The following is a 15220-nucleotide window of genomic DNA, read 5'->3' on the forward strand; positions in this document are numbered from 1 at the left end:
TGGAGGAAGGAAAATGAATAACCTAAAAGATAAAATAGATGCTTTGCTTATGAAAGTAAGCAAGCCTACAAGATACACAGGAGGAGAATTAAACTCTTCTATAAAAAATCCAGAAGAAGTCAAAGTTAGGTTTGCATTTGCTTTTCCTGATGTATATGAAGTGGGAATGTCTCATCTTGGACTTAGAATTTTATACCATCTTTTAAACAGAAGAGAAGACGTGTATTGTGAAAGGGTTTTTGCACCATGGTTGGATATGGAAAAACTCATGAAGGAAAATGACATTCCTCTTTTTAGCTTAGAGACAAAAACCCCATTAGATAAATTTGACTTTATAGGTTTTACTCTTCAGTATGAGTTAAGTTATACAAACGTAATAAATATGCTTAATTTAGCGGATATTCCTATCCTGTCAAGAGAGAGGGAAGGGTTTCCTTTTGTGATTGCAGGTGGACCCTGTGCTTATAATCCTGCTCCTTTATCTGAGGTTATTGACTTTTTTGTAATGGGAGAAGGAGAAGAGGTCATAAATGAAATTATTGACGCTTATATAGATTGGAAGGAAAGAAAAGGAGAAAGAGAAGAATTTTTACAAATTGTTTCTCAAATCAAAGGAGTATATGTTCCTAAGTACTATATGGAAGTATACAATAAAGATGGAACGATAAAAGAGATAAGAACTATTAAAAAAGGAGTGCCTGAAAAGGTAAAGAAAAGAATAGTTAAAGATTTTGAAAATGTGTATCATCCTGAAGAGCAAATTGTTCCTTTTATGGACATAGTTCACGATAGAATAATGTTAGAAATCTTTAGAGGTTGTACACGGGGATGCAGATTTTGTCAAGCTGGCATGATATATAGGCCCGTGAGAGAAAAATCAATAGAAAAAATTTTAGATTTGGCGGACAAGCTTGTAAAATCTACAGGGTATGAGGAAATATCTTTAGCTTCTTTGAGTACATGTGATTATTCTCAAATTGAAGAATTGGTCAAAAGGTTGATTAAGAAATATAAGGATAAAGGAGTAGGAGTTTCTATCCCTTCTACACGAGTAGATGCTGTATCTATAAATTTGTTAAAAGAAATACAAAAAGTTAGAAAAACAGGTCTTACTTTAGCACCAGAAGCTGGTACGCAAAGACTTAGAGATGTAATTAACAAAGGGATTACAGAAGAAGATATTCTAGAGGCGACAAAAGAGGCTTTTTCTGCAGGATGGACAAATGTCAAACTTTATTTTATGGTTGGTCTCCCTACAGAGACGATGGAAGATGTAAAAGGTATAGTGGATTTGGCATATAAAATAGTAGATAATTACAAAGAAGTAAAAGGGAATGTAAAGAATTTAAGAGTCACCATAAGTACTTCTACTTTTGTACCTAAACCCTTTACCCCTTTCCAGTGGACGGCTCAAGATAGCATTAAAGAAATAATGGAAAAACAAGATTTGCTTAAAAAGAAACTCAAGAGTAAAGTGCTGAAGTACAACTGGCACAATCCTTATATGAGCTTTTTAGAAGCTGTTATTTCGAGAGGAGATAGAAAAGTAGGAAAAGCTATAATAAAAGCTTGGGAAAAAGGATGTAGGTTTGACGGATGGGAAGAATATTTTAATTATGACAAATGGGAAGAGGCTTTTAAGGAGGTAGGTGTAAATCCTCACTTTTATGCTAATAGAGAAAGAAATTTAGAAGAAATATTTCCATGGGATGTAATAGATGTTGGAGTAGACAAGAGGTATTTGATGAGAGAATACAAAAAATCTCAAGAAGGAAGAATTACACCTGACTGCAGACTCTATTGTACAGGTTGTGGAATAAAGGGCTTTGATGAGGGGGTAGTGTGTTTTGAAGCGCCTCAGAAACAAATATACAAAAGATGAAAGAGTCAAATTTATTTCCCATTTAGACCTTTTGAGGGTATTTCAAAGGGCTTTGAGGAGAGCCGATATAAAAGTGGCTTTTTCACAAGGATTTAATCCTCGCCCTAAAATTTCTTTTGGACCCGCCCTATTAGTAGGTGCGACGACAGAGGGGGATTACATGGATATAGATGTAGAAGAAGATATTTCTCCTGAGGAATTTAAAAAAAAGATGAACAAAGTGTTGCCACCTGGTATTGAAATTGTGGAGAGTTGTGAAGTAGAATTAAATGATGCGCTTTCTACAAAAATAAAAGCGGCAGAGTATATTTTGCAAGTCAATGTTAGAAAAAGTATTAAAGATATTCAAAATAAAATAGAAGAATTTATGAGAAGAGATATAATTGAAATAGAAAAAAAGAGTAAAAGAGGCAAAAAAATGATAAACTTAAGACCTTATGTTTTGGAATTAAAGATAATTGAAGAGGCAGAAGATTATTTGAAATTTTATATAAAATTAAAATTAGGAGAGGGAGCTCCCAATCCCCTACATTTATTAAAGGCCTTAAACGAATATGTAGGGAATTTATTTGATATAGATTCTTATAAACTCCATAGGAAAAATATGATTTTGGAATAAGTACGGGGTGAAAACTTTGAAAAGACTTATATTGGACATTGATGAAAATTTGAGTCAAATTGCTTTATTAGAAAATGGGAAGCTAAAAGAGTACCACCCTGAAAAAAGTGATGGAAAAAATATCTTGGGGAATATTTATAAAGGTAAAATCCAAAATGTTTTAAAAGGTATGCAGGCAGCCTTTGTAGATATTGGAATTGGCAAGAACGCTTTTTTATTTTTTGACGATGTTTTTCAACATGAGAATTTGCCCAAAAGCATTACACAAGTTTTAAAACCGGGACAACCAATAATGGTTCAAGTATCAAAAGAAGCAGTAGGTATGAAAAATCCAAGAGTTACTGCTAATATTTCTTTACCAGGAAAATATGTGGTTTTAATGCCTAACGTGGATTACCTCGGAATTTCTCATAGGATTGAAAAAGAAGAGGAAAGGAAGAAGCTTCAGGATATTGCAAAAAAATTAAAACCTGAAGGTATGGGGCTAATTGTCAGGACAGCTGCATTAGAGGCGACAGAGCAGCAAATGAGGGAGGATTTAGAAGAGTTAATTCACTTATATGAGAAAATACAAAAAGATTTTCAAAATGCTTCCCTCCCTTCTTTGATATACAAAGAAGAGGATTTCGTAATTAAGTATTTGAAGGATTTGCTTTCTGAAGAGATAGATGAAATTGTAGTAAATGACAAAGATGAATATGAGAACATAAAAAGATATTTAAAAAATGTGGCAAAAGAAAATATTTCAGTTACTTATGAAGAAGGAGACTTAATGGGGATTTATGGAGTAGATTTTCAAGTTGAGAAATTGTTAGAAAAAAAGGTGTGGTTAAAAAGTGGAGGTTTTGTAATAATAGACCAAACAGAAGCTCTTACTGTAATTGATGTAAACACAGGAAAATATGTAGGAAAATCTTCTTTAGAGGAGACAATATACAAGACCAATCTTGAAGCAGCTGAAGAAATTGCCTTACAGCTTAAGTTAAGAAATATCGGTGGAATAATTATTATTGATTTTATAGACATGAAAAATGAAAATTTTAAAAGAAATTTGTTAGAATTTTTTAAAAAAGAACTTCAAAAAGATAGAACAAAATGCACCGTATTGGGCTATACTCAATTGGGACTTGTTGAGATGACAAGAAAAAGAGTGAGGTCGCAAGTAGGTTCTTACCTTAAAGAGAAATGTCCTACATGTAAAGGAGAAGGCGTAGTATACTCTACAGAGTACATCTACAAAAGATTAAGAAATAATATAGAAAGAGTGTTAAGGCATGTAAATGTACAAAAAATTTATATAAAAGGCAATGATAAAGTTGTTAAAATCGCGGCAGAGAAAGGAATCATAAAATTTTACAAAGAGAAATTTAACGTAGACCTCGAACTCGTTGTCGACAATAATAAAGAATATGGCTATTTTGAGATAGAATTTCACTAAAGAATCAACGCAAAAAAGCTGCCCAAGGAAATTTTTGGGCAGCTTTGTATCTATTTTTCTTTCTCATACTTTGCCACAATTCTGGTGGCTATTCCACCTCTTTCTTGAAACTCACCTATTATTTCCATAAATTTTGGCTGTAGAAGTTCAACTAAATCGTCTAAAATTCTATTTATAGCATGTTCTTGCAGTATACCTACATTTCTATAGGATGTGAGATAATACTTTAAAGATTTAAGTTCTACTAATTTTTTAGAAGGTATATATCTTATTGTGAGTTTTGCATTGTCAGGCAATCCTGTCCAAGGACAGACGGAAGAAAACTCATTAGTTATATATTCTACAATTGTATTTTTTTCAGGGTATTCATATTCAATGGATTCTAAAACTTCTTTGTCAATCTTTTCATAACCGTAAGCGTCAAATCTTCTTTCTTTATATTTATCTGTCAAATTTCACAGCTCCTTTCTTTTCAATTATAAAAAGTAAAAAATATCCTGTTACAAGAAGTACAGTCTCAGCAAATCCTACGCTTAAGAAAGTTGGAATAAATGGTATATTTGCAGAGACATTTAGGGTGATCCCCACCGATGCGGCAATCCAAAGAGCTACAAATACAGCACCTACCAATTTATGAGTGGTTCTTCCAATGTAGTATCCAATTGTACAACCGATTAGATTTGAAAGAGGCATAAAAATTAGCTCCATTGTGCCAGCAAATGGGCTAAACAAATTTGCAAGAAAATTTCCTATCATCATGGAAATAGCATATTTTTTATTGAATACTACAATGGATTTTGTAATTTCCCCTACGCGAAACTGAAGGGGTAAAAATGAAATAGAAGAAAATATAACTGTGAGTACAAAATAAATTGTCGCAATCAAGGCAACTTCTGTAATATCTTTTATTCTTTTTTTGAACACAAAATTACCTCCCTTGTTTTGTTAACTGGGGTTACTGCGACCCAGGTGAGCATTTTGCTCACTATAATCAATTTTAACACAACTACTGAAGTAGTTTCAACATAAAAAGTTTTTCTGATAGTGTCAAGATACTGTAGGATTTTTTTAAGACAACCCCTGTAACTTACTTAATTCAGGGCTTCGTCTTATCATGTTTTTTATATGACTTGTGCATATTTTATTGCTCTTAAAATCCTGTATATTGGCGTTACTTTGCCTATATTCAAAACCGTAATATTATTTATCTTTTCATTTGTAGACGTTTTAACTCTTCTTACCGCCTCTTTTATTTGCTTCTTCGTTAATTTGTAACTTCCTTCATTTATATTCTTTCTCTTACCCCATTCTACTTCTCTTAAGTCTCCTCCATTCTTGCTGAATACCCTTAATTTCGCCATTAACTTTAATCCTTCTCTACTCCATCCCAAATGGATTCCTGCTTAGTCTTACTGAAAATACATGGCTTATATGCCCTTCTGCACTGCACCCTATTACATCTTTGTCTTTGTTGTATATCTCTATCCCTTCCCAATTGTTTAGTATGTATTTCCTTGCTTCTTTTATCTTCTCTTTCTCCCTCTCTTCCTCTGCTGCCTTTATTAGTTCATCAAATATCTTCTTCACTCCTTCTTTATCTCCTTCATTTATTGCTCTCCATATCTTTTCCCTGTATTTTGGCTCTTTTGATGTGGCTTTTAATACGTATTTGTTTAAATGATATCTGTCTAACACAAACCTTGATTTTGCTATCCACTCTAATCCCTCTTTTATCCACGGTGCTCCATCTCCTGCTATGTATATCTTCTCTATCTTCTCTTCTTTGTAGTTTTCTTCTATGTAATTTGCTACATCTATCCATATGTCTTCTGCTTTCTCTCCTACGTATGCCTTGTAATGCACATTTCTCAGTACATCTCTACCATTTCTCTCTTCTTTACCTTCATGTATGTATATCAATCGCGGTGTTTCATTGCTGCCATCTTGCAAAGGCACATGGTCTTCATCTGCTTCTATGTATAATACCCTTACTTCTTTCTTCTCTTTTATTTCTCTCTTTACTTCTACTTCTCCTATTTCCCTTATTGCGTTTAATACTGTCTGTTTACTTAACTCCTCTGGACATGCTTTTTTACTGCTTCTTTCATATGATTCTTCTATTGCGTTCTCTACTAACTTTATTTTTACACCTTTTTCTATCCTATCGTGCCGCCCTATCTCTAATGCATCATCCACCAAATATGTATATCTTCCATCCTCTCTGGATTTGTAATATGTCCTCTCATATTCTATATCCCCAAGGATTGTGGTTAATCTCTTTTTATCTTTCCTCTCTACTACCCATTTTTCTTTCCTTCTCTTGTCTTCTTTTATTATCTTATCTAACTCTTCAATAATTGCTTCTATTGCCTCTCTACCTAGTTTGTCCGTTAGTTCCTTTATCCTTGCTGCAAGCTCTGTAATATTCATTCCTTTGTTTAATAAATCACTAAAAATTTCTATCACTTCTCTAGTGAAATTTAGAGCATTTTGTAGTATAATATCTTCAAAGATATGTTTGTTCACAAGAGACACCCCTTTCTGTGTTGTTTTGTTTTCCATAATCTATTTTATCACAGGGGTTGTCTCTTGTTTTTTTTTACTCAAAAAATCCTACGATAATTTTACACTATGAGTTTTTCTCCCAATCAAATGATAAAAGTTAAGAATGATGTTTTTATATTATCAAAAAATTTATAATTTTTATTGACAATGGTAATTTGTATAAATTATCATAAAGTTAGAAAGTTGTTAAAGAGTTTGTTACTAAAGATGGGGTGGTGTATTCTATGAAGGGGCAGTATTATACAATATTAGCTTTGATATTTGCAATTATAGTAGCGGTTTTTGCTATTTCTAATGCTGGACCCGTAGATATAAGCTTTTTGTATTGGCATTACTCAATTTCTCAAGCTTTAGTAATTTTACTGTCAGCAGCTATTGGAGCTATAATTGTGGGGATAATAGGCTTGTTTGGACAAATTCGCTATAGCGTAACGATAAGAGGGCTCAACATTAGGATAAAAGAATTAGAAAAAGAAAAGGAAGAATTAAATCAAAAGATTATAGAATTACAAAACTATAAATTAGCGGAAGAAGAAACAAAAGGACAAAGCGATGGCAAGCAAGTGGAGAAAGAAAAAGGAACACAAACTCTTTAGCCGATTTTTAATTGACAAGTGGTATTTTATTATGTTAAAATATCACTTGTGGCCGCTCGGGACGGGTTCCTAAATTTTTACCTTGTTTCCCGGCGAGACTGGATAGAGGAGGTGCAAAAATGTACGCAATAATCGAGACTGGTGGAAAGCAGTATATGGTTCGTGAAGGAGATGTTCTTGTAGTAGAAAAGTTAAATTATCCAGAAGGGGAAGTTATTTCTTTTGACAAAGTTTTGGCTGTGTCAAAAGAGGACGGTAACGTAGAGTTTGGCAAACCCTATTTAGAAAATGTTAAGGTGAGTGCTAAGGTCATAGAGCATGGCAAAAGACCAAAAATAAGAGTTTTTAAGTATAAGCCAAAGAAAAATTATAGAAGAAGACAAGGGCATCGTCAACCCTACACAAAAGTACAGATTGAAAAAATAATTCAGTAAGCCATGATTAGAGTGGAAATATTGAGAGATTCAAGAGGGGATATTTATAAATTTAATATAAAAGGACATGCAGGTTTTGATGAGTACGGAAAGGACATCATATGTGCAGCTGTTTCTGCTATATCTCAGACAGCGGTTCTGGGAATAGAGGCGTTAAAAACTGTTAAGATAAAGAAAGAGATAGAAAGTGGCAAGTTGCAGGTTGAAATTGTTGACAAAGGCATGCCAGAAGATGATTTACGACTAAAAGCTATTCTGGAGACTATGGTTTTAGGACTTAAAGATATTGAAACAGATTATCCTGAATATGTAAGGGTTATGGATAGGAGGTGCAAAAAATGAAACTTCAGCTTTTTGCTCATAAAAAAGGTGTTGGAAGTTCCAGAAACGGTCGTGATAGTGAATCTAAGCGTTTGGGAGTAAAAAGGGCGGATGGCCAATTTGTATTAGCTGGTAATATCCTTGTAAGGCAAAGAGGAACTAAAATACATCCAGGTGTAAATGTAGGAAAAGGAAAAGACGATACACTTTTTGCGTTAATTGATGGATATGTTACTTTTGAAAGAAAAGGACGTAACAAAAAACAAGTAAGTGTTTACCCAGAAAGGAAAGTTGCACAGAATTAAATCCTGGTTTATACCAGGATTTTTTCATAAATAAAAAAGAAAGTGGTGAAAATATGGTGTCAGATGTAGAGTTATTGATAGATTACATAAAAAGGAGCAGACATGAGTTTTTGAATGATTTACAAGTGGTATTAGGTTATGCTCAACTGGGAAAATTAGATAGAGTCATTGAATCTCTTCACATTGCAATTGACCACCTTAATAGAGAAAGAGATATATTTAATTCTGAAAATGTACAGGAAATTATAAAGAAACTCTTAAGAGAGTAAAAAAATACGAGAAGTATATACTATACATACTATAAAATAAGGCAGGTGAGAGAATTTTGTTTATAGACACAGCGAGGATATACATAAAAGCTGGAGACGGTGGAAATGGAGTTATATCTTTTAGAAGGGAAAAATACGTTGCTTACGGTGGGCCGGATGGTGGTGATGGAGGAAAAGGAGGAGATGTTATATTTATAGCAGATCCAAATTTGTCAACTTTGTTAGATTTTAAATACAAAAAAAGATACATTGCGCAAAACGGAGAAAACGGTAGAGGTAAAAATCAGTATGGAAAAAACGGAGAAGATTTGTATATAAAAGTTCCTGTAGGAACCTTGATAATTAATGATGAAACGGGAGAAATTATAGCTGACCTTGTAAAACCTAATCAAAAAGCTATTGTTTTACGGGGAGGTAGGGGAGGAAGGGGAAATGCTAAATTTGCTACTTCTACTTTGAAGACTCCTCGTTTTGCTGAAAGCGGAGAAAAAGGTAAAGAAATGTGGGTACGGTTAGAGCTAAAACTTCTCGCTGATGTAGGATTAATAGGATTTCCTAATGCAGGTAAATCCACCCTCTTAGCCAGTTGCACGAGAGCAAGACCTAAAATTGCCAATTATCCTTTTACAACACTGACACCTAATTTGGGAGTTGTAGAATATAAAGGGAAATCCTTTGTAATGGCAGATATTCCAGGTTTAATTGAAGGAGCCCACAGAGGCGAAGGATTAGGTCATGACTTTTTACGGCACATTGAAAGGACAAAAATGTTGATACACGTAGTGGATGTTTCTGCCAGTGAGGGACGAGACCCTATAGAAGATTTTGAGAAGATAAATGAGGAGCTGAAACTTTACAGTGAAAGATTACTTACTTTGCCTCAAATTGTTGCAGCAAATAAAATTGATATACAAAGTGGTAAAGAAAATTATCCTGCTTTTGAAAAAGAAATAAAAAAAAGAGGTTACGAGGTATATCCTATATCTGCTTTGACAAAAGAGGGAATTGACAAACTTTTGGACAAGGCTATAGAAATTCTTTCTTCTATTCCCGTTGAAGAGATAAAAGACGTACCAGAAGTTATTGTTTATACACCTCCTGAAGAGGAAGAAACTCTCAACGTAGAAGTAAAAGATAATACCTATTATCTTAGCGGTACAAAAATTGACAAACTTTTAAAAAGAGTAAATTTACAAGATGAACATTCTTTAAGGTACTTTGAAATACTTCTTAGGAAGAGCGGGGTAATAGATGCTCTTAAGGAAAAGGGCTTTAAAAGTGGTGATACAATAAATGTGAGAGATTTTGAATTTGAATACTATGAATAAAAGTGGAATTTGATTCCACTTTTCAGACTGTTGACAAAATATCGGGAACCCGTTATGATGAGAAGGGTTCCTTGTTATTTTAGTGGTATAAAGCAAAAGAGGAGAGGAGAAGGAAGATGTTAACAAAGAAACAGGATGCAAGACATCAAATAGAATTTGTAAGCATAGATCAATTAGTACCAAAAGACCACCTTTTAAGAAAGATAGAAAGAGTAATAGAATTTAGTTTCATATATGATTTAGTAAAGGACAAATATTCCGAAGATCACGGCAGACCAAGTATAGATCCAGTAGTATTGATAAAAATACTGTTCATTCAATATCTTTTTGGTATACCGTCGATAAGAAGAACAATAGCAGAAATAAAAACAAACGTTGCATATAGATGGTTTTTAGGGTATGGGCTAACAGAAGAAACACCTCATTTTTCAACATTTAGCCAGAACTACATAAGAAGATTCAAAGGGACAGACATATTTGAGAAAATATTTACGAAGATTTTAGAAGAAGCAATAAGGCATGGGTTAGTAAAATGCAGAGGAAGTATTCATAGATTCCACTCACGTAAAAGCAAGTGCCAATAAGAAAAAATATACAAAAGAAATAATAGAACAAGAAGCCAGGACTTATCAAGAAAAACTAGAAGAAGAAATAAACAAAGATAGAGAAGCTCATGGAAAAAAGCCATTAAAGAAAATCAAGACGATAAAGACGAAAGAAGTAAAAGTAAGCAAAACAGACCCAGATAGTGGAATGTTAAACAAAAATGAAAAAGAAAAATGTTTTGCATATTCCTTTCACACAGCCTGCGATAAAAACGGGTTTGTATTAGGAGTAAAAGTTGAAGCAGCGAATGTACACGACAGCGTAATGTTTGAAGAAGTACTAAAAGAAGTTGAAAATAGGGTAGGAAAACCGAAAGCAATAGCAGTAGATGCAGGATATAAAAATCCGTACATATTAAAGACAATATTTGGTAGAGAAATAATACCAGCAGTGCCATACACAAGACCAAAAACAAAAGACGGTTTTATGAAGAAACATGAGTTTGTGTATGATGAATATTATGACTGTTACATATGCCCGCAGAATGAAATACTAACATATGTTACAACTAATAGAGAAGGATATAGAGAATACAAATCAAACCCGGAAAAATGTAAAAACTGTCCTTTAAGAGAAAAGTGTACCCAAAGTAAAGACTACACAAAGAGGATATTCAGGCACATATGGGAAGGATATGTAGATGAAGCAGAACACCTAAGGCATACACCTTATTGTAAAGAAGTATATGAGAGAAGGAAAGAGACAATAGAGAGAGTGTTTGCAGATTTAAAGGAGAAGCATGGTTTGCGATGGACAACATTAAGAGGGAAAGAAAAATTGTCCATGCAAGCGATGCTTGTTTTTGCTGCCATGAATTTAAAGAAAATGGCCTTATGGTTATGGAGGAAGGGCAAAAGGCCCTTTGACATTTCAAAACTTTATCCATTATTTGGAGTTTTAAAGAAAATTTTATTCAGATATATACAGCCCCTGTTTTCGGGACTAAGAAAACAGGGGCTTAAATTTTGCTTTGTCAACAAACTGAAAAGTGGAATTTGATTCCACTTTTTTATTTACTTTAATGAGGTCTCAGGGTAAGCTTGTGCAATTTATCTCTTTTGATGTATAATGTATAATATAAAAGAAATATAAATTGGGGGATAGTAACTTGGAAATGGAGCTTAGACTTGGGATAATGGGAGGCACTTTTGACCCTATTCATTACGGTCATTTAGTTACTGCTGAAGCGGTAAGGGCTGAATTCAAATTGGACAAGGTGATTTTTGTTCCAGCAGGCAACCCACCTCATAAAGTAAAGCGAAAGGTGACAGATAAAAAACATCGTTATTTAATGACTATACTTGCCACAATAACTAATCCTTTTTTTGAGGTATCGACGATTGAAATTGACAGGGAAGGGTATACTTATACGATTGATACTATCAAAGAGTTTAAAAAAATTTATGGGGATAAAACTCAACTTTATTTTATAACAGGAGCGGATGCTGTTTTGGAGATTTTGACTTGGAAAAGTGCAGATGAGCTTTTAAAGATGTGTAATTTTGTTGCCGCAACTAGGCCAGGAGTTGAAGGCGATAGAATAGATGAAGAATTAAACAAAATTAGAAAGTTTTATGGGAATGTCATTTACAAAGTGACTGTTCCTTCTTTGGCTATATCCTCCACCGATATAAGGGAAAGAGTAGCAGGGGGCCGACCTATAAAGTATTTGCTGCCAGAGCCTGTGGAAAGATATATTCAAAAATATGGTTTGTACAAAAAGGATGATGAAAATGGAGTATGACATAGAACTTTTAAAGAGCAAACTAAGAAGTTTGGTAGATAAGGAAAGGTATTTACACTCTATAGGTGTTATGGAAACTGCAATACATCTTGCTAAAAAATATGGTGCTGATGTAGAAAAAGCCCAAGTTGCAGGTTTGTTGCACGATTGTGCAAAGAGCTATTCTGATGAAGAACTTTTAAAATTTGCTCAAAGATATGGAATTGAAGTAGACGATGTTTTAAAAAATGCACCCTTTCTTTTACACGGTCCTATAGGTGCGCATTTAGTAGAAGAAATTTTTGGAATCAAAGATAAAGAAATAAAAAGGGCAATCTCTCTTCACACTACTGGGGATGTTAATATGAGTCTTTTGGATGAAATAGTATTTCTTGCGGATTATATAGAGCCTAATAGAGATTTTGAAGGGGTAACGCAATTAAGAGAATTAGCAGAAGAAAATTTGGAGCTTGCTTTGTTAAAGTCTTTTGATAGTACAATTTGTTATGTCTTACAGAGGGGACTACTTCTTTATGAAAAAACAGTAAAAGCTCGAAACTATATTCTTCTGAAGCTTGGGAGTGGAGATAAATGAGAAAAGTATTAAAAGTTATATCTGCGATATTATTGTTAAGTTTGTTATCGGCAGGGGTAGGAGGGTATATTTTTTTAAAGTCTCTAAATCCTTCAGATAGCTTTTTGATGCAAAGAAACAGTGAAAACACAAATTCAGAAACGATTCAGAAAATAAATATATTAGTTTTAGGAGTTGATGAAACATCGCCAACAGATCCAAAGCGTTCTGATACTATGATATTATTATCCTACAATCCTAAAACTAATAAAGCTTATATTTTGTCTATTCCAAGAGATACAATGATTAAACTTGACAAATATGGCACACAAAAGATAAACGCTGCCTACCCAATAGGTGGACCTCAGTTGGCGATGGATACGGTGTCACAGCTTATTGGAGAGCCTGTTGATTATTATGTAAAGATTGGATATGAAGGCTTTAAACAATTAGTAGACGATTTAGGCGGAGTAGAAATGAACGTACCGGTGGATATGAATTATGATGATTATGCGGGAAATTTACACATTCATTTAAAAAAAGGTGTTCAGCTTTTAGATGGGGAAAAAGCCTTACAGCTGGTGAGATTTAGGCATGGGTATGCAGAACAAGATTTAGAGAGGGTAAAAGTACAAAGGGAATTTTTGTTAGCAATGTTTGAAAAAGCTAAAAATCCTAATACTTTATTAAAGATTCATCGTATATTAAAAACTATAAATCAATACGTTGAAACAAACATACCACCTGTTACTATGTTAAAATATGCAGATTATATTTTAAAGCTTGACAAGGAGAATATAAAAACAGCTACTTTGCCTGGTACTCCTCAGTACGTTAACGGGATTGCTTATTATATTACAGATCCGCAAGAAATACAAGAATTTATTGCAAATTTAGATAGCAATGTAGATGATAAAACCAATGAGGTAGCGGTTAACAAAAATATAAAAATAGAGGTTTTAAATGGTGGTGGCATCCCAGGAGCAGCCGCAAAAACTGCTGATTTGTTAAAACAACAAGGGTATGATGTAGTGAAGATAGGTAATGTGATAGGGACCACATATAACACGACTCAGATAATTAATAGAACTGATAATAAAGAAGTAGTAGAAAATTTGAAAAAAATTTTAAAAAATGCTATTGTAGTGGAAGATACAAATGCAAACAGTAATGTTGATGTAACTATAATTTTGGGGACAAATATATAAGGTGGAGGGTGATTTAGTGATAGACGTAAAAGATAAAGTATTTAAAATTTATAAAGTTTTAGAAGATAATAAAGCTTCTGATATAAAAATTTTATATATAGGTGATTTAACAGTTGTCGCAGATTATTTTATTATTGCTACTGGCAATTCAGACACTCATGTTAAAGCGTTGACAGACGAAATTGAAAAGAAACTCATGGAAGAGGGCATTCTGGTGGATCATATCGAAGGTTACAATTGGGGGAAGTGGGTTTTAATGGATTATGGTGATGTGATAGTTCACATATTCCAGCAAATAGAAAGGGAATTTTATAATTTAGAGAGATTATGGGCGGATGCAAAGGAAATAGTGCTTGACAACCTTGTTTGAGGTATGTATAATAACGTTAATAAATTTTTTATTAGCATTCCGTCTTTTTAAAAATAAATTTGAGCCTAGTCAGTAATTTTTCATTACCTAATTGCATATATTTAATATGGTATGATTAGGGGGATTTAGAGCAAATGAAGACTCATCCTATCTTGAAGAGCATAATCCCTATGATAGAAGGAATAGCACATACATTTGGAAAAAATTGCGAAGTGGCACTGTATGACTTTTCTTCACCTCAAAATCCAATTATTGCAATTGTAAACGGACATGTCACAGGAAGAGATGTAGGGAACCCTTTGCCTGAGAACATTGCGAAAATATTGAAATCTGAAAATGTTGAAAATTTAATAAACTATAAGAGTAAAGGTAAAGATGGTAAGATTTTGAAGTCGTCTGCTCTTTTTATAAAAGATGAAAATGGTAAACCTGTGGGGTGTCTTACAATCAACATCGATATTTCGGAATTTGTAATGGTAAAAAATACTTTATCAGAGTTTTGCGATGTAGCGGATACCAATGAAGAAGCTCGGGAGGCTTATGCAGGAAGTGTTAGTGATGTACTTGAAAGTATAGTAAACACCACATTGGAAAACTACGGAAAACCTGTAAATTTCATGACAAAAGAAGAGAAGGTACAAGTGGTCAAAATGTTAGATGAAAAAGGGACTTTTTTGATAAGAGGTGCTGTTGATTACGTTGCTAAGATACTTTGTGTATCCAGATATACCATATACAATTATTTAGACGAAATAAGAGTAGGAGGAGATTTTAGTAAATATTAACATGTTTTCCTTTACAAGTTTTTTGCTTTATGATATAATAAAAATAAATTTGAAAATTAAATAAAATGCTAAACGCTGAATTCGTAAAGAAGCGGGGGAACCACTTTGGGGGTGAATCCATCTTTTGATAAGATGGTAGGGTTATCTTTCGACCCGAACCCGTCAGCTAACCTCGTAAGCGTTGAAAGAGGAGGATG

At 33.6% G+C, this 15220-nt stretch carries 16 protein-coding genes, 2 pseudogenes and 1 riboswitch; of the genes and pseudogenes, 15 read left to right on the forward strand and 3 right to left on the reverse strand.

The features are described from left to right. Positions 1-13 precede the first annotated feature (13 nt). Genes TMATH_RS04425 through TMATH_RS04435 form a run of 3 tightly spaced genes read left to right on the forward strand, consistent with a single transcriptional unit; the run spans position 14 to position 3939 of the window. Positions 14-1882, forward strand: a complete 1869-nt coding sequence (locus tag TMATH_RS04425) for a TIGR03960 family B12-binding radical SAM protein (RefSeq protein ID WP_013150128.1) — start codon at positions 14-16, stop codon at positions 1880-1882. Continuing rightward, positions 1848-2501, forward strand: coding sequence for a TIGR03936 family radical SAM-associated protein (locus TMATH_RS04430; RefSeq protein WP_013150129.1), 654 nt, complete (start codon positions 1848-1850; stop codon positions 2499-2501). The genes TMATH_RS04425 and TMATH_RS04430 overlap by 35 nt, the downstream gene beginning before the upstream one ends. Before the next feature lie 7 nt (positions 2502-2508). Beyond that, complete coding sequence (locus tag TMATH_RS04435; protein ID WP_012994930.1) at positions 2509-3939, forward strand: Rne/Rng family ribonuclease; 1431 nt, start codon at positions 2509-2511, stop codon at positions 3937-3939. Positions 3940-3989: 50 nt separating this feature from the next. On the opposite strand, the gene queF is transcribed toward TMATH_RS04435, so the two are convergent. The 3 genes and pseudogenes from queF to TMATH_RS11580 form a co-directional block, all read right to left on the reverse strand. Continuing rightward, entirely contained in the window at positions 3990-4391 is a 402-nt protein-coding gene (queF, locus tag TMATH_RS04440) for a preQ(1) synthase (protein ID WP_012994931.1), read from the reverse strand. Further along, complete coding sequence (locus TMATH_RS04445) at positions 4381-4863, reverse strand: QueT transporter family protein (RefSeq protein ID WP_012994932.1); 483 nt, start codon at positions 4861-4863, stop codon at positions 4381-4383. The genes queF and TMATH_RS04445 overlap by 11 nt, the downstream gene beginning before the upstream one ends. Before the next feature lie 197 nt (positions 4864-5060). Further along, positions 5061-6465, reverse strand: a pseudogene (locus tag TMATH_RS11580) (ISLre2 family transposase). A 263-nt stretch (positions 6466-6728) separates the two neighbouring features. Between TMATH_RS11580 and TMATH_RS04460 the strand changes: the two are divergent. The 12 genes and pseudogenes from TMATH_RS04460 (at position 6729) to TMATH_RS04515 (ending at position 15023) form a co-directional block, all read left to right on the forward strand. Beyond that, positions 6729-7100 (forward strand): LapA family protein, encoded by a 372-nt coding sequence (locus tag TMATH_RS04460; RefSeq protein ID WP_012994933.1) that lies wholly within the window; start codon positions 6729-6731, stop codon positions 7098-7100. Positions 7101-7219: 119 nt separating this feature from the next. Continuing rightward, positions 7220-7534, forward strand: coding sequence for a 50S ribosomal protein L21 (rplU, locus tag TMATH_RS04465; protein WP_013150132.1), 315 nt, complete (start codon positions 7220-7222; stop codon positions 7532-7534). 3 nt (positions 7535-7537) lie between these two features. Then, positions 7538-7876: a ribosomal-processing cysteine protease Prp gene (locus tag TMATH_RS04470; protein ID WP_012994935.1), complete on the forward strand. Its 339-nt coding sequence runs from the start codon at positions 7538-7540 to the stop codon at positions 7874-7876. Then, the gene (gene rpmA / locus TMATH_RS04475) at positions 7873-8160 is read left to right on the forward strand and encodes a 50S ribosomal protein L27 (RefSeq protein ID WP_012994936.1); all 288 of its coding nucleotides are present in this window, start codon (positions 7873-7875) and stop codon (positions 8158-8160) included. Before TMATH_RS04470 ends, rpmA begins: the two co-directional genes overlap by 4 nt. A gap of 53 nt (positions 8161-8213) precedes the next feature. Then, positions 8214-8429 carry a Spo0B domain-containing protein gene (locus tag TMATH_RS04480; protein ID WP_012994937.1) on the forward strand — a complete coding sequence of 72 codons (216 nt, stop codon included), beginning with the start codon at positions 8214-8216 and terminating at the stop codon, positions 8427-8429. A gap of 56 nt (positions 8430-8485) precedes the next feature. Beyond that, complete coding sequence (gene obgE / locus TMATH_RS04485) at positions 8486-9757, forward strand: GTPase ObgE (protein WP_012994938.1); 1272 nt, start codon at positions 8486-8488, stop codon at positions 9755-9757. 116 nt (positions 9758-9873) lie between these two features. Continuing rightward, a pseudogene (locus TMATH_RS04490) lies at positions 9874-11362 on the forward strand (IS1182 family transposase). A gap of 109 nt (positions 11363-11471) precedes the next feature. Beyond that, on the forward strand, positions 11472-12107 hold the full coding sequence (gene nadD / locus TMATH_RS04495) for a nicotinate-nucleotide adenylyltransferase (RefSeq protein WP_013150133.1): 636 nt from the start codon (positions 11472-11474) through the stop codon (positions 12105-12107). After that, the gene (yqeK, locus tag TMATH_RS04500) at positions 12097-12681 is read left to right on the forward strand and encodes a bis(5'-nucleosyl)-tetraphosphatase (symmetrical) YqeK (protein WP_013150134.1); all 585 of its coding nucleotides are present in this window, start codon (positions 12097-12099) and stop codon (positions 12679-12681) included. The genes nadD and yqeK overlap by 11 nt, the downstream gene beginning before the upstream one ends. After that, the gene (locus TMATH_RS04505; protein ID WP_013150135.1) at positions 12678-13868 is read left to right on the forward strand and encodes an LCP family protein; all 1191 of its coding nucleotides are present in this window, start codon (positions 12678-12680) and stop codon (positions 13866-13868) included. Before yqeK ends, TMATH_RS04505 begins: the two co-directional genes overlap by 4 nt. A gap of 16 nt (positions 13869-13884) precedes the next feature. Continuing rightward, positions 13885-14238 (forward strand): ribosome silencing factor, encoded by a 354-nt coding sequence (gene rsfS, locus TMATH_RS04510; protein ID WP_012994942.1) that lies wholly within the window; start codon positions 13885-13887, stop codon positions 14236-14238. 134 nt (positions 14239-14372) lie between these two features. Further along, entirely contained in the window at positions 14373-15023 is a 651-nt protein-coding gene (locus tag TMATH_RS04515) for a helix-turn-helix transcriptional regulator (RefSeq protein ID WP_012994943.1), read from the forward strand. A gap of 63 nt (positions 15024-15086) precedes the next feature. Then, positions 15087-15218, forward strand: a riboswitch (cyclic di-AMP (ydaO/yuaA leader). Positions 15219-15220 lie beyond the last annotated feature (2 nt).

Source organism: Thermoanaerobacter mathranii subsp. mathranii str. A3 (genome assembly GCF_000092965.1).
Classification (GTDB): domain Bacteria; phylum Bacillota; class Thermoanaerobacteria; order Thermoanaerobacterales; family Thermoanaerobacteraceae; genus Thermoanaerobacter; species Thermoanaerobacter thermocopriae.